The following is a 16,794-nucleotide window of genomic DNA, read 5'->3' on the forward strand; positions in this document are numbered from 1 at the left end:
GGACCAGGCGGGCAGCAGCCGAGGGCTCAGGCCAGGGTGTAGGCACCGGCGAACTCGGCGGACGGAGCGATCGGCTGGATCACGTCCAGGAGTACCCCGTCCGGTGCGGGCACGATGAAGTGACGTTGGCCGAAGTCCTCGTCCCGCAGGCTCAGCACCGGCTGCAGACCGGCCGTGGTGGTCAGCCGATCGTGCACCTGGTCGACGTCGTCCACCTCGACATTCACCAGCACTCCCTGGGGGAGAGCCCGATACTCCGGTGGAACGGTGGCGTGCTGGTAGTCGAGCAGCGCCAGCTCGAACGAGCCCAGGCGCAGACTGGCGTACCAGTCGATCTCGAACGTGGTCTCGAACCCGAGCGCCGTGCGGTAGAAAGCTGCCGCGGCGGTGACGTCCCGTGACATCAGGACCGGGTAGAGGCTGGTGACGGACATGGCATCTCTCCTTTTACGTACACTAAGAATGTAAAGAGCACGATACATACACTGTGTACGTAAAGGAAGGGTCCGTGCCCCGTACCTCTGCTGCCGTCGCCGCGCAGACCTCGCGCGACATCCTCGACGCCGCCACCGAGCTGCTGGCCGGCCGTGGCATCACCGAGGTCTCCTTGGCCGATGTCGCCACCGCCGCCGGCCTCACCCGCGGGGCCGTCTATCACCACTACCGGAACAAGGCCGGACTGTTCCGCGCGGTCGTCGCCCACCTGCAGGCGGACGTCGCGACCGCCGTGGTCGCAGCTGCCGAGCGAGCCGGCGCTGACCCCGGCGACCAGCTGCGCGCCGGCTGCCACGCGTTCGTGGACGCGATCACTGCCGCCCCCGCGGCCCGGGTCCTGCTGATCGACGCGCCGGCCACGATCGGCTGGCAGGAGTGGCGGGATCTGGACGCGCAACACTCCGGGCAGCACCTTCGCGAGGCGCTCGCCAGTGCAGGTGTGCTCGCCGACCTCCTCGAAGCCAGCGCGGTCCAGCTCTCCGGGGCGATGAACGAGGCGGCGCTCTGGCTCGCCCAGGACGCCGGCGGCCCTCGTGCGCATGCCGGTGCCCACCGCGTGCTGGATCAGCTGCTGGACGCAGTACTGACCTGACCACCGTGACCTCCGCCGTCGAGATGATCGGCGGTGGACAGGAAACCTTCGATGAGCTCATCGGCTGCGACCCGGTCTCCGCTCAGGCAGAGCTCGAACAGAGCGCCGCGCGCCAGTGCCAGCGCGGTCCGCGCGTTCCGGGCCGCCTGCTCGGGCCGGTGACCGGCGCGGAGGAAGACCTCGGTGAGCACCTCGTTCCACGCCGCGACCCAGTCGCGCAGCGTGCTCGCCCAGGCTCTGCCCTGCATCGCCGCAGCAGCGCACTCGAAGAACAGCGGACCCCAGAGCGAGGCCTCGTCGGCCAGGCGTTGCCAGAGCGCCCGGGCGGCCCCGAGTGGATCAGCCTCGCGGGTCAGCAGCGCCTCGAGATCCTGGGGGCGGCGGGCCCAGGTGCTCGCCACGACCGCCGTCAGCAGGCCGTCTCGCGAGCCGAAGTGGTAGATCAGCATCCGGTGGCTGGTGCCGACTCGCTCGGCCAGGGTGCGCAGGCTGGTGTCCCCCACCCCGTGTTCGGCAAGATGAGCGACGACCCGGCCCAAGAGCTCCTCCCGCGGACTCATCTCAGCTCACCGTCACCGGGCCGAGGAGGTCTTCGGCTCTGGCCCGAGCAGCGGCCACGTCTGCTCCGGTCGAGGCGATGTACCCGTCGGGCCGGACCAGGACATAGCCGGTGCTGCGGCGGTAGGCCCTGCGCACCGCGCCACCGGGGTCGGTGCCGGCGTCCACGACGACCGTGCGGAAGTGGCCGTGGCTGCGCTCGAGGCCGCCGGCTCCGAAGGTGATCAGTGTGCAGTGGTCCACGCCGAACTGCTGGTGCAGCCTGCCGCCGGCATACGGGGCGTCCGGTGCGCGGTCGCCGACCTGCGGACCGCGTGCCAGCACCTTCCGACCGGTGCGGTAGGTGGTCGCGAGCTGAGAGTTCGCCAGGCTGCCTCGGGCAGCCGCGCTACGACTACGGCCGCCGAGACGCAGGACGAGATCCCGGAGCCTGCGCACCAACGGATGGCGCACTGCGTACATCCGCCGCCGGGCGTCGACGTCCTTGATCGTGGCCACCGCGACCGGCCGGCGCTCCGCCTCGTACTCCGCCAGCAGGGAGGCAGGGGTTCCGCGGGTGACCGCGGCGATCCGCCAGCTGAGGTTGACCGCGTCCTGGATGCCCAGGTTCATCCCCTGCCCACCGAACGGTGGGAACACGTGTGCGGCATCGCCGGCGAGGAAGGCGCGCCCGCGGGCGTAGCTCGCGGCCAGGCGTAGCCGGCTGTGGAAGATCGAGGTCCAGTCGATCCGCTCGATCCGGGCAGCGGTCGGCCCGCGCTCGCGGAACAGGCCGACCAGGACCTCCTCGGTGAGCTCGGGCAGAGCGCCGGTGCTGGCAGTGTCAGTCATATCGGCGAAGAATCGCCACAAGCCCTCCTCGCCCGGCAGGCGCATCAGCATCAGCGGCCCCTGCGGACCCAGCCACATCGCGCTGTCGCCGATCGACACGCCGGGATCGAGCACCGCATCGGCGAGGTAGTACGTCTCGCCGGTGTCATCGCCGGGGAAGTCGATCCCCAGCTCGGCGCGCACCTGGCTGCGGGCACCGTCGGCACCGATCAGGTAGTCGGCGGTCAGCCTCTGCCCATCGGCGAGCCGGGCGTGCACCCCGGAGTCGTCCTGGGTGAGTGCGGTCAGCTCGGCGCCGGTCTCCACCCGCACGCCTCGCTCGGCCAGACGACGGCGGAGCAGGTCCTCGAGTCCTGCCTGGGGGAGGACATAGGTGTAGGGGAACCGGCTCGACGGCGGGATCCAGGGCATCCGGACGAGCTCCCGGTCGCCGGTCATCATCGAAGCACCGGAGAGCCGGTAGGCCACCTGTTCGACCTGATCGGCGATACCGAAGCCGTCGAGCAGCTCCATCGAACGGGCCTGCAGCCCCAGGGCGCGTGAGGTCCGGCTCGGCCCGGAGCGCCGCTCGATGATCCGGCAGGGGACGCCACCGGCGGTCAGCGTGAGTGCTGCCACCATCCCGGTCGGCCCGGCGCCGACCACGAGCACAGTGGCATCGGAGCTCTTCTTGATCATGTACCAAATGGTACATACGTGAGGGCGGGCTGTCACGAGTGAGGTACGTCATGCGGCCGAGCCGGGTGTCCGACACGGAGATCTCCTATGGCACGTCGCAGACCCGAGGGTCAGGTCTGCTCCTTCCCGCTGGTGTCCGCCAGCGTGCTGTCAGTCGTGCTCGGGGAAGCCGAGGTTGAGACCGCCGTGGCTGGGGTCCAGCCACCTGCTGGTCACTGTCTTCTCCTGGGTGAAGAACGCCAGTCCGTGCGCGCCGTAGGCCTTGGCGTCCCCGAACAGCGAGGCTTTCCAGCCGCCGAAGGAGTAGTAGGCCACCGGCACCGGGATCGGCACGTTCACCCCGATCAGGCCGACGGTCGCCTCGAGCTGGAAGCGCCGCACGGCACCGCCGTCGTTGGTGAAGATCGCGGTACCGTTGCCGTACCGGCTGGCGTTGATCAGCTCCAGACCTTCGTCGTATCCGGCGACGCGGATCACCGAGAGCACCGGTCCGAAGATCTCGTCGGTGTACACCGACGACGTTGTCGGCACCCGGTCCAGCAGCGTGGGGCCGAGCCAGAAGCCGTTCGGGTCGCCGTCCGGCTGCACGTCGCGTCCGTCCACCACCAGGTCGGCGCCGTCAGCCGTCGCGACGTCGAGGTAGGACCTGACTTTGTCCCGGTGCTCGGCGGTGATCAGCGGGCCCATATCGCACCCGCGACGCCCGTCTCCGGTGCGGAGCCCGGACATCCGCTCCCGGATCTTGGCGACGAGCTCATCTGCGATCGACTCCACGGCGAGCACCACCGAGATCGCCATACAGCGCTCTCCGGCCGAACCGAAGCCGGCGTTCACCGCAGAGTCCGCGACCAGGTCCAGGTCGGCGTCGGGCAGCACCAGCATATGGTTCTTCGCCCCGCCCAGGGCCTGGACCCGCTTGCCGCGGGCGGTCGCCGTCTCGTACACGTGCTGGGCGATCGGGGTGGACCCGACGAAGGAGATGGACGCCACCTCGGGGTCGGTCAGCAGCGCGTCGGCCGCCTCGGCGTCACCGTGTACCACGTTCAGCACGCCGTCCGGCAGTCCGGCCTCCTTGAGCAGCGCAGCCATCCAGTTCGCCGCGCTGGGGTCTTTCTCCGAAGGTTTGAGCACCACCGCGTTGCCGGCCGCGATGGCCAGCGGGAAGAACCACAGCGGCACCATGGCCGGGAAGTTGAACGGGCTGATCACTGCGACCACGCCCAGCGGCTGGGTCAGGGAGTACACGTCGACGCCGGTGGAGACGTTCACGGAGTACTCGCCCTTGAGGTGGCTCGCCGCACCACAGGCGAACTCCACCACCTCGATGCCGCGGGCGATCTCACCGCCGGCGTCGGACAGCACCTTGCCGTGCTCCGCGGTGAGGATCTGGGCGAGTTCGTCCTTGCGGGCCAGCAGGAGCTCCCGGAACGCGAACAGCACCTGTTGACGTTTGGCCAGGGACACCTGGCTCCAATCAGCGAACGCGGCCTTGGCGGCCCGCACCGCGGCGGCGACGTCATCGGCGGAACCGAACCGGACCTGCTTGCTCACCACCCCCTGTGCCGGGTCGTAGACCGGGCCGGTCCGGGTACCGGTGCCAGGAGAGGGAGCGCCGTCGATCCAGTGGTCGAGTACGGTCGTGGTGGTCATGATCGGTTCCTTCCAGGACGCGGGCAGGGGCGGTTAGCCGAGCAGGTCGAGGGACAAGACCTCGTCCAGGGCAGCGACTCCCTGGGCGACCTCCTCGGCCGTGATGACACACGGTGGGACGACGTGGATGCGGTTCCCCGCCAGCTGCGGCAGCACCCCACGCGCGAGCAGCTCGGACTTGACCCGGTTCATCACGACCGCCCCGACCGGTTCCCGAGTCGCGCGGTCGGTGACGAGCTCGAGGGCCCAGAACACTCCCTCGCCGCGGACCTCGCCGACGACCGCGTGCCGTTCGGCCAGGTCTGCGAGTGCCGGACCGAGGACGTCGGAGCCGATCTGCGCGGCATGGTCGATGATCCCTTCGGCGGCCATCGCACGGATCGAGCCGACGATGCTGGCCATCGCCAGCGGGTGCCCGCTGTAGGTCAGGCCGCCGGGAAAGACCCGATCGTCGAATGTGGCAGCGATCTCGTCAGAGATGATCACCCCGCCGGCCGGGACGTAACCGGAGTTGACGCCTTTGGCGAAGGTGATCAGATCCGGCACGACGTCGTAGCCGTCGAGTGCCAGCCAGCGGCCGGTCCGGCCGAACCCGGCCATCACCTCGTCGAGGATCAGCGTGATCCCGTGCCGGTCGGCCAACGCGCGTACCCCGGCCAAGTAACCCGGTGGGGGAATGAGAACTCCGGCGGTGCCCGGAACCGTCTCCAGCAGGATCGCGGCAATGGATGCAGGGCCTTCGCAGGTGATCACCCGTTCCAAGTGGTGCAGGGCGCGTTCGCACTCCTGAAGCGGTGCGGACGCCCAGAACTCGCTGCGGTACAGGTAGGGACCGAAGAAGTGCACGTGGGCGCGGTCGTACTCGTTGGACTGCCGGCGCCAGTCCCCGGTGGAGGCGATCGCCGCACCGGTGTTGCCATGGTAGGAGCGGTAGGAGGAGAGCACCTTGTCCCGCCCGGTGTGCACGCGAGCCATCCGGATCGCGTTCTCGATGGCGTCGGCACCGGCGTTGGTGAAGAAGATCTTCTCCATACCCGCGGGTGCGCGCTCGGCGATCAGCCGGGCAGCTTCGCTGCGGGCAGCGTTCGCATGCGGGGGCGCCACCGTGGTGAGGATCTCGGCCTGCTCCCGGATCGCGGCGACCACTGCGGGGTGCTGGTGGCCGATGTTGGTATTGACCAGCTGGGAGGAGAAGTCCAGATACTCCCGCCCGCTGTGGTCCCACACCGTGCTGGCCCTGCCGCCGGCCAGCACGAGGGGATCCAGCGCCCGCTGGGCGGACCAGGAGTGGAACACGTGTGCACGGTCCAGCGCGCTGATCTGCTCAGCGGTGGTGGAGTCGGACCTCTGGAACATATCGCTGCCCTCCTGCTCGTGCGGACCACCGTTGGCCCACGGTGCTGATGCGGTGCTAGTTGCCGCCTTCTTCGAGGGCGACCTGTGCGTCCAGAGCCGGGATCACGGTCTCGCCGTAGGCCCGCAGAGTGCCGTCCTGGTTGTCGTGCTGTAGATATCCGGCGAACTGGTGCACGCCGAGATCGCGAAGTGCGCGGAGCTTCGCGATGTGCTCCTCGGCATTGCCGAGAAGGCAGAACCGGTCCACGATCTCGTCTGGGACGAAGTCGGTATGGGTGTTCCCGGCACGTCCGTGCTCGGAGTAGTCGTACCCCTGGCGGCCGGCGATGTAATCGGTCAACGCGTGCGGGACGGCGCCGGTGGAGCCATAGCGGGCGACGATGTCAGCGACGTGGTTACCCACCATCCCGCCGAACCACCGGCACTGCTCGCGCATGTGTGCGACATCGGAGCCGATGTACATCGGCGCAGCCACGCAGACGGTGATCTCGTCCGGATTGCGCCCGGCCTCGGTAGCCGCCTGGCGCACGGCCGCGATCATCCATTCGGCGATGTCCAGGTCGGCCAGCTGCAGGATGAACCCGTCGGCCACCTGACCGGTCAGCGCCAACGCCTTCGGCCCGTACGCGGCGACCCACACCTCCAGCTCGGACCCCTGACTCCAGGGGAACTGCACCTGCGTGCCGCGGTAGGTGACCGGTCGGGAACTGGCGAGCTCGCGGATCACGTGCACCGATTCGCGCAACGTGTGCAACGTCGTCGGCGCGGCACCGAGGACCCGTACTGCCGAGTCGCCCCGGCCGATACCGCACACCGTCCGGTTGCCGTACATCTCGTTCAAGGTCGCGAACACCGATGCCGTCACGGTCCAGTCCCGGGTCGCCGGATTGGTGACGAACGGGCCGACCTTGATCGTTTCGGTCTGGGCGAGGATCGCCGAGTGGATCACATAGGGCTCCTGCCAGAGCAGGTGGGAGTCGAAGGTCCACACGTGGCTGAAGCCATACTGCTCGGCAGCGCGGGCCAGCTGGACAGTGCGCGCGGCCGGCGGGTTGGTCTGTAAGACGATGCCGAAGTCCATGGCGACTCCTCAGAGGAGGTACTGGGAAAGGTCGCGCTTGAGATAGCGGCCGTCGCCCTTGCGGCCCAGGTAGGTGTCGGCATCGACGATGACCTTGCCCCGGGACAGGACCGTGTCCACGTGACCGTCGATCTCGAACCCCTCCCATGCGGAGTAGTCCATGTTCATGTGATGCGTCGCCTCGTACCCGATGGAGGTGTGTCCGTTCGGGTCGTAGATGACGACGTCGGCGTCCGCGCCGGGGGCGAGGACACCTTTGCGGCCGTACATGCCGAACATCCGAGCCGGTGTGGTCGAGGTCAGTTCGACCCACCGTTCCAGGGTCAGCTCCCCGGTGACCACACCTTGGTAGATCAGATTCATCCGGTGCTCGATCGAGCCGATCCCGTTCGGGATGGCCCGGAAATCCGCCCGGCCCAGTTCCTTCTGGTCCTTGAAGCAGAACGGGCAGTGGTCGGTGGAGACCATCTGCAGATCATTGGTGCGCAGCGCCTGCCACATGGTGTCCTGGTGCCCTTCGGGGCGCGAGCGCAGCGGCGTGGAGCAGACCCACTTGGCACCCTCGAAGCCGTCGGTGCCACCCGCGCCGAGCTGATCCTCCAGAGACAGGTACAGGTACTGCGGGCAGGTCTCACCGAACACGTTCTTTCCGGCGGTTCGAGCGGTGGCGAGCTGGGCGACGGCCTGTTTGGCGCTGACGTGCACCACGTACAGGGGCGCGTCGGTGACGTCGGCGAGCATGATCGCCCGGTGCGTGGCCTCTTCTTCCATCTGCCAGGCCCGGGCGATGCCGTGGTAGTACGGACCGGTCTTGCCCTCGGCGACCAGCTGCTCGGCGAGGACGTCGATCGCGGGGCCGTTCTCTGCGTGCATCATCGTCAGCAGCCCGGTGTCACGGGACTTCTGCATCGCCCGCAGCACCTGCGCATCATCGGAGTAGAACACCCCGGGGTAGGCCATGAACAGCTTGTAGCTGGTGACGCCTTCGTTCACCAGCGTGTCCATCGCGGCCAGGGAGTCGGCATCGACTCCGCCGATGATCTGGTGGAAGCCGTAGTCGATAGCGCAGTTGCCGGCCGCTTTCTCGTGCCAGGCGGCCAGACCGTCCTGGACTCGCTCGCCGTGACGCTGGATCGCGAAGTCCACGATCGTGGTGGTGCCGCCGTGGGCAGCGGCGCGAGTGCCGGTCTCGAAGGTGTCCGAGGCATTCGTCCCCCCGAACGGCATCTCCATGTGGGTGTGGGCGTCGATACCGCCGGGAATGACGTACTGACCGGAGGCATCGATCACCGTGTCCACGGAGGTGGTCAGCTCCGTGCCGAGGAGAGCACTGCCGGGGGCAAGGAGGGCGACGATCCGCTCGCCGTCGATCAGGATGTCCGCTTCGCCGCGGCCGGTCGCGCTGACGAGCGTCCCGCCGGTGATCAGGGTCGTGGTCATGGTCAGCTCCGTCGCTGGTTACGGTCGGGTGGTCGCTGTATAGGTGTCCGGCCGGCGGTCCCGGTAGAACTGCCAGTCGTCGCGCATCTGCTGCACCATCTCCAGGTCGATCTCGCGGATGAGCACCTCCTCGTGCTCCGCGGAGCCGCGCTGACCGACGATGTTCCCGCGCGGATCGATCACCTGGCTCGTGCCGTAGAAGAAGACGGCCTGGTCGCCGTACTCGTTGTCCTCCAGGCCGACACGGTTGGGCTGGAGGACGAAGTAGCCGTTGGCAACGGCCGCAGCCGGGCCCTCAACTTCCCACAGCCGGTTGGACAGCCCGGGTTTGGTGGCGTTGGGGTTGAAGACCATGTGCGCGCCGTTCAGACCCAGCTCGCGCCAGCCTTCCGGGAAGTGCCGGTCGTAACAGATGTACACCCCGACCTTACCGACGGCGGTGTCGAATACCGGGTAGCCGAGATTCCCGGGGCGGAAGTAGAACTTCTCCCAGAACTTCTCCAGGTGCGGGATGTGGTTCTTGCGGTACTTGCCCAGGATGGTGCCGTCCGCGTCGACCACGACGGCGGTGTTGTAGTAGATCCCGGCCTGTTCCTGCTCGTAGATCGGCAGGATCATCACCAGGCTCAGTTCCTTGGCCAGGGCCGCGAACCGCTGCACGATCGGACCATCGGCGGCCTCGGCGAAACGGTAGTACGTGGCGTCCTGGGTGATGCCGAAGTACGGGCCGTAGAACAGCTCCTGGAAACAGATCACCTGTGCGCCCGCCGTCGCAGCATCCCGGGCAAACTGCTCATGCTTGTCCAGCATGGACGCGGTGTCCCCGGTCCAGGTGGTCTGGGTGATTGCTGCCTTGACGATGCTCACTGCTGCCTCCACGTGTCGTGGCCGGTCGCACTATCGGCCGCATCCGTTGGTCGGTGGATCTCACCCCCGGGTCAGACACCAGACCGCCAGACCCAAGCGCGCGTCTCGGGGCGGTGGGATGCCTCTACTTCCCAGGTGACCTCTCTTCCTTGAGGGTGTGGCCGCACGCTATCTGACCGAGGCCGGATCCGGGAAGGGGCGGGGGCGAGCTCGGCGTCTCCTTCCGCAGAATCCTCCGGCCCTTCCGTAAGTGGTGAGGCAGAGCGCCTGCTGGCATCGTCAGGGTAAGGCCGCGGCCCGCCCGCTCTGGCGTTGCCGGCGGTAGCGGCCGGGTGCGATGTCGTGCGCACGCCGGAACGCGGCGGCGAAGGCGAACTCGGAGGTGTAGCCGACCCGGAGGGCGACCTCCCGCAGCGGAGCGTCGGAGTCGGTGAGCAGTCGCGCCGCCAGGGTCATTCGCCACCAGGTCAGGTAGGCCATCGGCGGCCGACCCGTCAGGCCAGCGAATCGGCGGGAGAACGCGGCGCGAGAGAGTCGGGACTGCGCGGCGAGGTTGGGCACGGTCCAGGGGTGGGCAGGATTGCGATGCATGGCATCGAGTGCAGTGAGCATCGCCCGGTCGGCCAGGGCGGCTGCCCAGTCTGTGGCGCCATGGCCGCCGCCACGTGCGGTGTCGAACCAGGCACGGAGAACGTAAAGGAGAAGGGCGTCCAGCAGGGCCGGGACGAGCGCATCGGTCCCGAGGGTGGGAGTCTCCAGCTCAGCGGAGAGCGCTTCGATCGCCATCTGTAGCTGGTGGCGGTGCCCCGCTCTGGCCGGGAGGTGAAGGATCGCGGGCAGCTCGCCCAACAGCGGATGCGCTCGCGTCGGATCGACCCGGTATCCGCCGCACAGAGTCACCGTCGTGCGCCCACCAGGGGTACCGGCGCAGACAGACCCGAAGGACTCTGTGGGTGCGAGCTCGGCCACCTCGGTGGTCAGCGGTGTCGTGGGTTCGCTGGAGATGGCGTAGGCATCTCCGCGTGGGGAGAAGACGACGTCTCCGACACCCAGCTCCACGGGCTGGTGGTCCTCGGTGCGCAACCAACCAGACCCGCGGACGACGATCAGAAAGCCCGCCGTCCGGGGATCGGCGGAGAAGTCGTGACCCCACGGCTCGTGCCACTGAACCCGTCCCGCCCCGGGCTGACCCGTCCGCATGCTGACGATCACGTCGCTGAGCAGGTCCATGAGCAACACGTTACAGCACCTATCTACTGAACAAGAGGAATGCGTATGAAAACAAGCCAATGACGCATTGGTCGTGCTCGATTACGTGGATAGCGTCGTATCCATGACTACTGAGACCAAATCGGCCGCCCCGCCTCGGGCCGGAGCTCGAGAATGGGCGGCACTGGCCGTCCTGGCACTGCCGACAATCCTCCTGGGCCTGGACAACAACGTCCTCTTCCTCGCCCTGCCGCACCTGACTGCCGAGCTTGCGCCGAGCGGTACGCAGCTGCTGTGGATCACTGACATCTATGGCTTCATGATCGCGGGCTTCCTGGTCACGATGGGCAGCCTCGGTGATCGAATCGGCCGCAGGCGACTGCTCCTGATCGGCGCCACGGCGTTCGGGCTGGCCTCGATCGTGACGGCCTACGCGAGCAGCCCGGAGATGCTGATCGGCGCGCGGGCACTCCTCGGTGTCGCCGGCGCCACGCTGATGCCGTCGACCCTGGCCCTGATCAGCACGATGTTCCTCGATGGCAAGCAGCGTGCCACCGCGATCGCGGTGTGGATGAGCGCGTTCCTCGTCGGGGGGTCTGCTGGGCCGATCGTCGGCGGCCTCATGCTCGATCGCTTCTGGTGGGGATCGGTGTTCCTGCTCGGCGTGCCGGTGATGGCAGTGCTACTGGCCCTGGGCCGGGCCCTGCTGCCCGAGTCCCGATCAGCGACCTCCGGCCCGTTGGACCTGGTCAGTGTGGGTCTGTCGATCGGCGCGATCCTGCCAGCGGTCTACGGCCTCAAGGAATTGGCAACGGAGGGGGTCGGCGCGGTCCCGATTCTTACCGTGCTCGGTGGCGCCGTGGCGGCGATGCTCTTCGTCCGGCGGCAACGGTTGCTGATCGCTCGGTCGGACCAGCCGCTTGTCGACCTGCGCCTGTTCGGAGATCGGGCGTTCAGCACAGCCGTGGTTCTCCTGCTGCTGGTCACGATGATCATGGGTGGTGCCCTGCTGTTCGTGACGCAGTACCTGCAGCTTGTCCAGGGGTTGACCGCTCTGCATGCCGCACTGTGGTTGCTGCCCTCAGTCCTCGCCCTGGCCGGTGGGAACATGCTCGCGCCACTGCTCGTCCAGCGCGTTCGGCCCGGCGCTCTGATTGCCGGATCGCTGCTGATCGTGGCGGTCGGGCTAGCCGTGCTGACTCAGGTCCCGAGCGTAGACGGCCTGGCCTGGTTGATCGCGGGCTACGGCATCACGAGCCTTGGCATGGGGCCGCTCGCGACGGTGGGGACTGACATCGTCGTCGGCTCCGCGCCACCAGAACAGGCTGGATCGGCGTCTTCGCTGTCCGAAACCAGCAGCGAGCTCGGGATTGCGCTGGGGGTTGCCCTGTTCGGCAGCGTAGGTGCGGCGGCCTACCGCTCGCACGCGGTCGGTGATGCTCTCCGGGGGCTGCCGACCCAGGTGACCGAACGGGCTCAGGAGGCGCTCGCCGGAGCCGTCGCCGAGGCTGGTCAGCTCACCTCAGCGCAAGCAGCCGAGCTGTTGGCAGTGGCCCGAGGTGCCTTCACGTCTGGGCTGCACGTGGTCGCGGGGGTGAGCGCCGCCGTGGCACTGCTCTTCGCGGTCGTGGCGCTTGCAGTCCTTCGGCGCCTACCCGCTGCCGGCGATACCGCGGCAGTTGCTCATCAAGGAGACCACCACGATGCCTGACTACGGACATGACCTGCGCTTCGGCGCCGGCCTTCCCTCGACCACTGCCTCTGCGGCCGCCGTCGTCGAACTTGCCGAGATGGCGGACCGAAGCGGGGTGGATCTGCTGGCCTTCGCCGATCATCCTTATCATCCCGGCTTCCTCGATACCTGGACGTTGCTGAGCTATGTGGCCGCCCGCACCACCACCGTGCGATTGGCGGCGAGCGTGCACCCGGTTCCGCTCCGAGGGCCGGCTGTGCTGGCTCGCGCTGCCGCCAGCCTGGACGTTCTGAGCGGTGGCCGGATCGATCTCGGGCTCGGCGCGGGCCACTTCTGGGACGGGATCGAGGCGATGGGTGGGCCGCGGCGAACCCCTGGGGAGGCGGTGACCGCGTTGGCGGAGGGGGTCCAGGTGATCCGCGCGCTCTGGGATGTTCGTGCGCCGGGCCTCGCCCACCTGCACGGGGAGCACTACCGCCTCGCTGGTGCCCATCGCGGCCCCCGCCCGGCGCATGACGCTGGCATCTGGATCGGTGCGTACAAGCCGCGGATGCTGCGGCTGACCGGACGGCTCGCCGATGGTTGGTGGCCGTCGTTGCCCGCTCTGGCCGAGCACGGTTCGATCACCCTGGCCGAGGGGAACGCGGTCGTCGACCAGGCTGCCGCAGACGCCGGCCGTTCACCGGCAGATATCCGGCGCCTGCTCAACCTGGGTGCTCTGCTTCCGGTGCAGCAGATTGCGGAATTGGCGATCGAGGACGGCGTGAGTGTCTTCACCGTGGACGTGTCTGATCGGTACTCGCTCGAGCACGTGGCTCGAGAGACTGCTCCGGCTGTCCGGGAACTGGTCGCAGCAGAGCGACGCCGCAACGCGCCGCGCTAGCAGCTTGACCCCGGTCGCGGGCCTTCACCCGTGCGGGCGAGGAGACGCAGGAGCTCTCGGTTGAATGCGTCTGGATTGTCCTGGTTCGCATTGTGGCCCGCATCGGGGATCACCACGTAGTCGATGCGCGGGTCGCTCGCGGCCCAACCAGGGGCGTCCTTGGGGATGTTGCCGGTGCCGTCGTGCTCACCGTGAGTCAGCAGGAACGGGACATCGATGCGAAGGTCGGGGAATCCCGCTCGGCTCACGGCGGTGGCTATGGCTTGGAAGACCCGGACCAGGTCGCGCTGTGCGATCACCGACATCGCGTCCACCGCGTATGCCTGCACGTCCTGACGAACTGCCGTGGCTTTCGCCATCGAGCGGTGCAGATGGGCGAGCGGCCACACGCCGAAGCTGCGAGCGACGACCTGCAGCGCTACCTGATCGGCCCAGCTCAGCCCGAACGCGATCGGGGTTGAGCCGATCACCGCGAGGCCCACGACTCGCTCGGGTGCGCGCAGGATGATGTGCTGGGCGAGGTACGCCCCCATCGACTGGCCGACGAGCACCACCTGGCCGATGCCTGCGTCGTCCAGGACTGCGAGCAGATCCTCGACATAGTCGGTGATCGTGAGCCGTTCGATGCCGAAGGGCTGTGACCGGCCGTGGCCACGAGCGTCCCAGACGAGTACGCGGTGTTCGGCGAGCACCGCCGGGATCTGGGCATTGAACATGCGATGGTCCATGGTCGCCCCGTGCAGGAAGGCGACCGCTGGATGGCCCTGGTCACCGCCCACCCAGTAGTGCAGAGCGCTACCGTTGCGCTCCAGCACGCGCGGCTCGAGACCGTCAGCGGTGACCGTCCAGTCGGTAGTCATCATCGTTTCCCTGGGGCTACCCGTGTCGATCGGCGTCGGCGGTCGGTGAAGGCGAGATCCAGCCCGTCTTCGCCGTCCTCGTCCAGGGCCGGATCGCGGCTGAGGCCCGCCTTCAGCGCTACAGTACGCGAGGCCACGTTCTCCGGCCGGACCCGAGCGAGGATCGTTGCTCCTGGTTGAGAGGTCTGGGCCCAGGTGATCGCCGCACGCGCCGCCTCGGTGGCGTAGCCGCGGCCCCATACTTCTGGGCGGAACCGGTAGATCAGGTTCAGCACCGGCTGCTCCCGGGCCAGCATGCCCTTCACTCCGCAGTAGCCGACCACAGGAGTCCGGCCGGTCTCTCGCACGCACCAGTAGCCGAAGCCGTGCCGTTCCCAGTGCTGGATCCAGCGACCGACCAGGTCCTCAGCCTCGGCCAGATCACTGATCAGGTCGGAGGGATTGTGTTCCACCGCGCGTGGGTCGCCGGCGATGGCCAGCACCGCGGCCGCATCGCCACGCTCGGGCGGGTCCAGCCTCAGCCGGTCAGTGTGCAGCACGAAGCTGTTGTTCGAGTCGGGCGTGCGTGCTCTAGAAGGCATCGTGACATTGTCGCGGACTGTGCCGCCGTCTCGCGTGGCGCGGCTGGGCAGCGTCCGCTACTACCCACTCGCACCTGCGCCCAGATACTCCCGCAGGATGCGGGTCCAGGCCTCGACGGCGTCCAGATGCCCGTCGTGGCTCGCGCCGGCGAGCGCGGCGCGTGCGGTGGCCGGCCGCCGCCGGATCAGCTCATCCTGCTCCTCGAGGCTGAACATGCCGTGCTCGGCGAAGATGGCAAGGGTCGGGACGGTGAGCTGTTCCCACTCCGCCCAGCGGGGCCGATGTACCTCGAGGATGGTCCGTCGCATCACGTCGGCGTCGAACCGCGGTCGCAGTCCCTGCGGTGTGGTTTCGAGATCCGCGATCCAGGCGTTCGCCAGGGGAGTGTCGCCCAGGTGTGCCCGGGCGTGGTCCACCCCGGCGAACGGCACCGGCCAGGAGGCGAAGTAGTCGCCGAGCTGGTCTGCCTGCTCGGGGTCATCGTCACCGGCCACATGACCTTCGAGCATCACCAGGGCGCTGACCAGATCGGGTCGACTGGCCGCCGTCAGGAAAGCGGTGTGGGCGCCCATCGACTGGCCCACCAGTGCGGCGGGCTCTCCGGGCAGGAGACGCTCCAGCACGGCGACGACGTCATCGACGAATGCTTGCCGGGAAACATCGGCCGGGTGACGGGAGCTATCGCCGTGACCGCGCTGGTCGATCAGCAGCACGCGGAAGCTGTCGGCGAGCCGGTCAGCGGTGGGCAACAGCTCCCGGGAGCTGCCCGCCAGCCCGTGCAGCAGGACCACTGCGGGCCCGTTGCCGCCGCGGTCGGTCACCGAGATGTCGACATCTCCCCGTCGGATCAGGCGTCGGGCTGTGGTCACGAGGTCTGTCCTCCTGCATCGGTTCCTGAGGGGCGTGCAGTGCCCAGAACCAGACGAGGCCCGGACCTCGACCGGGATCTGCGGGTCGTGGTCTCGGGCCTCGTGCGTCTGGGGTGAGTAACGGGACTTGAACCCGCGACATCCGCGACCACAACGCGGCGCTCTACCAACTGAGCTATACCCACCATGTGCCTGCCGGGCGTACCGCGGCCTGCGAACAACCAGTGTAGCGAAGATCGACGCCGCCTTGGTACATCGCCGGTGTGCGCTCGGCCACCCGGGCGTGGCCGCTGCAGGTTCATCGCGCCTGCGCCGGACTCACTCCACGCCTGGCGCAGGGGCGCTCGCATCCGCGGGAGCGGCGGCCAGCGTGGGGGAAGCGGCGATCACCTCCGCCTTCCGCTTCGCGGTCGCCGAGTCCGGCCCGACACCCTCGGGCAGTAGCACGCTGCGGTAGTAGCGCAGCTCGTCGATGCTCTCCGCGATGTCGGCCAGCGCGCGGTGCCCACCGTTCTTCTTCGGCGAGTTGAAGTAGGCCCGCGGGTACCAGCGGCGGGCCAGCTCCTTGAGCGAGGAGACGTCGATGATCCGGTAGTGCAGGTGAGCGACCAGCTCGGGCATATCCCGTTCCAGAAAGCCCTTGTCGGTACCGACGGAGTTGCCGGCCAGTGGTGCCTTGCCCGGATCGGGCACGAACTGCTTGATGTAGTCGAGCACCTGGGCCTGCGCATCGGCCAACGTGGTGCCGCCGGGGAGGTCCTCCAGCAGACCGGAGGTGGTGTGCATCGTGGTCACCACCTCGCCCATGTTCGCCAGCGCCTCGGCCGGTGGTGCGATCACGATGTCGAATCCGGGGTGCAGCGCGTGCAGCTCGGAGTCGGTGACGATCACGGCGATCTCGATCAGTGCGTCGTCGACCAGGCTCAGCCCGGTCATCTCGCAGTCGATCCAGACGATCCGGTCGCCTTGTCCGGAAGAAGGTGCGGTATTCACCGCCCCAGCCTAACGGCGCCCGGTGCTGCGGGCCTCGCCCCGTCGACCCGCGCCGCCACCCGCGCGGGCCGACGTGGCGTCAGCTCGCGCGGGTGAAGGTGCTCGGGTCAGACAGGGCCGGAGACGACGAAGGGCGGCCGGTTTCCCGACCGCCCCG

General features: G+C 68.4%; 16 protein-coding genes and 1 tRNA gene. 3 read left to right on the forward strand and 14 right to left on the reverse strand.

The annotated features are described in order from the left end of the window. Positions 1-26: 26 nt before the first annotated feature. Positions 27-434 carry a VOC family protein gene (locus FU260_RS06770; protein ID WP_147916366.1) on the reverse strand — a complete coding sequence of 136 codons (408 nt, stop codon included), beginning with the start codon at positions 432-434 and terminating at the stop codon, positions 27-29. Between the two features lie 74 nt (positions 435-508). On the opposite strand from FU260_RS06770, the gene FU260_RS06775 reads away from it, so the two are divergent. Then, positions 509-1,087, forward strand: coding sequence for a TetR family transcriptional regulator (locus tag FU260_RS06775; protein ID WP_147916367.1), 579 nt, complete (start codon positions 509-511; stop codon positions 1,085-1,087). On the opposite strand, the gene FU260_RS06780 is transcribed toward FU260_RS06775, so the two are convergent. The 8 genes from FU260_RS06780 to FU260_RS06815 form a co-directional block, all read right to left on the reverse strand. Further along, complete coding sequence (locus tag FU260_RS06780; RefSeq protein WP_147916368.1) at positions 1,060-1,647, reverse strand: TetR/AcrR family transcriptional regulator; 588 nt, start codon at positions 1,645-1,647, stop codon at positions 1,060-1,062. The two genes, FU260_RS06775 and FU260_RS06780, sit on opposite strands and share 28 nt — an antisense overlap. A 1-nt stretch (position 1,648) precedes the next feature. Then, positions 1,649-3,154, reverse strand: a complete 1,506-nt coding sequence (locus FU260_RS06785) for an FAD-dependent monooxygenase (RefSeq protein WP_147916369.1) — start codon at positions 3,152-3,154, stop codon at positions 1,649-1,651. Positions 3,155-3,304: 150 nt separating this feature from the next. Beyond that, positions 3,305-4,804, reverse strand: coding sequence for a CoA-acylating methylmalonate-semialdehyde dehydrogenase (locus FU260_RS06790; RefSeq protein WP_147916370.1), 1,500 nt, complete (start codon positions 4,802-4,804; stop codon positions 3,305-3,307). 33 nt (positions 4,805-4,837) lie between these two features. Beyond that, entirely contained in the window at positions 4,838-6,160 is a 1,323-nt protein-coding gene (locus tag FU260_RS06795; protein ID WP_147916371.1) for an aspartate aminotransferase family protein, read from the reverse strand. A 55-nt stretch (positions 6,161-6,215) separates the two neighbouring features. Then, complete coding sequence (locus FU260_RS06800; protein WP_147916372.1) at positions 6,216-7,241, reverse strand: TIGR03842 family LLM class F420-dependent oxidoreductase; 1,026 nt, start codon at positions 7,239-7,241, stop codon at positions 6,216-6,218. Positions 7,242-7,250: 9 nt separating this feature from the next. Continuing rightward, positions 7,251-8,681, reverse strand: coding sequence for a dihydropyrimidinase (hydA, locus tag FU260_RS06805; protein WP_147916373.1), 1,431 nt, complete (start codon positions 8,679-8,681; stop codon positions 7,251-7,253). A gap of 18 nt (positions 8,682-8,699) precedes the next feature. Beyond that, complete coding sequence (locus FU260_RS06810; protein ID WP_147916374.1) at positions 8,700-9,548, reverse strand: nitrilase-related carbon-nitrogen hydrolase; 849 nt, start codon at positions 9,546-9,548, stop codon at positions 8,700-8,702. A gap of 279 nt (positions 9,549-9,827) precedes the next feature. Next, positions 9,828-10,778 carry an AraC family transcriptional regulator gene (locus tag FU260_RS06815; RefSeq protein WP_147916375.1) on the reverse strand — a complete coding sequence of 317 codons (951 nt, stop codon included), beginning with the start codon at positions 10,776-10,778 and terminating at the stop codon, positions 9,828-9,830. Positions 10,779-10,881: 103 nt separating this feature from the next. Between FU260_RS06815 and FU260_RS06820 the strand changes: the two genes are divergently transcribed. Both FU260_RS06820 and FU260_RS06825 read left to right on the forward strand, forming a co-directional pair. Further along, complete coding sequence (locus FU260_RS06820) at positions 10,882-12,468, forward strand: MFS transporter (protein WP_147916376.1); 1,587 nt, start codon at positions 10,882-10,884, stop codon at positions 12,466-12,468. Continuing rightward, entirely contained in the window at positions 12,461-13,333 is an 873-nt protein-coding gene (locus FU260_RS06825) for an LLM class flavin-dependent oxidoreductase (protein WP_147916377.1), read from the forward strand. The genes FU260_RS06820 and FU260_RS06825 overlap by 8 nt, the downstream gene beginning before the upstream one ends. Here the strand turns inward: FU260_RS06825 and FU260_RS06830 are convergent. The 5 genes from FU260_RS06830 to orn form a co-directional block, all read right to left on the reverse strand. After that, positions 13,330-14,193, reverse strand: coding sequence for an alpha/beta fold hydrolase (locus FU260_RS06830; RefSeq protein ID WP_168211685.1), 864 nt, complete (start codon positions 14,191-14,193; stop codon positions 13,330-13,332). The two genes, FU260_RS06825 and FU260_RS06830, sit on opposite strands and share 4 nt — an antisense overlap. Next, positions 14,193-14,774 carry a GNAT family N-acetyltransferase gene (locus FU260_RS06835; RefSeq protein ID WP_147916379.1) on the reverse strand — a complete coding sequence of 194 codons (582 nt, stop codon included), beginning with the start codon at positions 14,772-14,774 and terminating at the stop codon, positions 14,193-14,195. Before FU260_RS06835 ends, FU260_RS06830 begins: the two co-directional genes overlap by 1 nt. Before the next feature lie 60 nt (positions 14,775-14,834). Then, entirely contained in the window at positions 14,835-15,644 is an 810-nt protein-coding gene (locus FU260_RS06840) for an alpha/beta fold hydrolase (protein ID WP_168211686.1), read from the reverse strand. Positions 15,645-15,753: 109 nt separating this feature from the next. Then, positions 15,754-15,829: transfer RNA gene (locus FU260_RS06845), tRNA-His, on the reverse strand. Positions 15,830-15,962: 133 nt separating this feature from the next. Beyond that, positions 15,963-16,637, reverse strand: coding sequence for an oligoribonuclease (gene orn / locus FU260_RS06850; RefSeq protein WP_268957778.1), 675 nt, complete (start codon positions 16,635-16,637; stop codon positions 15,963-15,965). Positions 16,638-16,794: the final 157 nt, after the last annotated feature.

The organism is Ruania zhangjianzhongii (assembly GCF_008000995.1).
Lineage (GTDB): Bacteria > Actinomycetota > Actinomycetes > Actinomycetales > Beutenbergiaceae > Ruania > Ruania zhangjianzhongii.

Excerpts from the sequence above, each read along its gene's own strand:
- FU260_RS06770 (WP_147916366.1), bottom strand. The coding sequence starts at position 434 with ATGTCCGTCACCAGCCTCTACCCGGTCCTGATGTCACGGGACGTCACC.
- FU260_RS06780 (WP_147916368.1), bottom strand. The coding sequence starts at position 1,647 with ATGAGTCCGCGGGAGGAGCTCTTGGGCCGGGTCGTCGCTCATCTTGCC.
- FU260_RS06785 (WP_147916369.1), bottom strand. The coding sequence starts at position 3,154 with ATGATCAAGAAGAGCTCCGATGCCACTGTGCTCGTGGTCGGCGCCGGG.
- FU260_RS06790 (WP_147916370.1), bottom strand. The coding sequence starts at position 4,804 with ATGACCACCACGACCGTACTCGACCACTGGATCGACGGCGCTCCCTCT.
- FU260_RS06795 (WP_147916371.1), bottom strand. The coding sequence starts at position 6,160 with ATGTTCCAGAGGTCCGACTCCACCACCGCTGAGCAGATCAGCGCGCTG.
- FU260_RS06800 (WP_147916372.1), bottom strand. The coding sequence starts at position 7,241 with ATGGACTTCGGCATCGTCTTACAGACCAACCCGCCGGCCGCGCGCACT.
- hydA (WP_147916373.1), bottom strand. The coding sequence starts at position 8,681 with ATGACCACGACCCTGATCACCGGCGGGACGCTCGTCAGCGCGACCGGC.
- FU260_RS06815 (WP_147916375.1), bottom strand. The coding sequence starts at position 10,778 with ATGGACCTGCTCAGCGACGTGATCGTCAGCATGCGGACGGGTCAGCCC.
- FU260_RS06820 (WP_147916376.1), top strand. The coding sequence starts at position 10,882 with ATGACTACTGAGACCAAATCGGCCGCCCCGCCTCGGGCCGGAGCTCGA.
- FU260_RS06825 (WP_147916377.1), top strand. The coding sequence starts at position 12,461 with ATGCCTGACTACGGACATGACCTGCGCTTCGGCGCCGGCCTTCCCTCG.
- FU260_RS06830 (WP_168211685.1), bottom strand. The coding sequence starts at position 14,193 with ATGACTACCGACTGGACGGTCACCGCTGACGGTCTCGAGCCGCGCGTG.
- FU260_RS06835 (WP_147916379.1), bottom strand. The coding sequence starts at position 14,774 with ATGCCTTCTAGAGCACGCACGCCCGACTCGAACAACAGCTTCGTGCTG.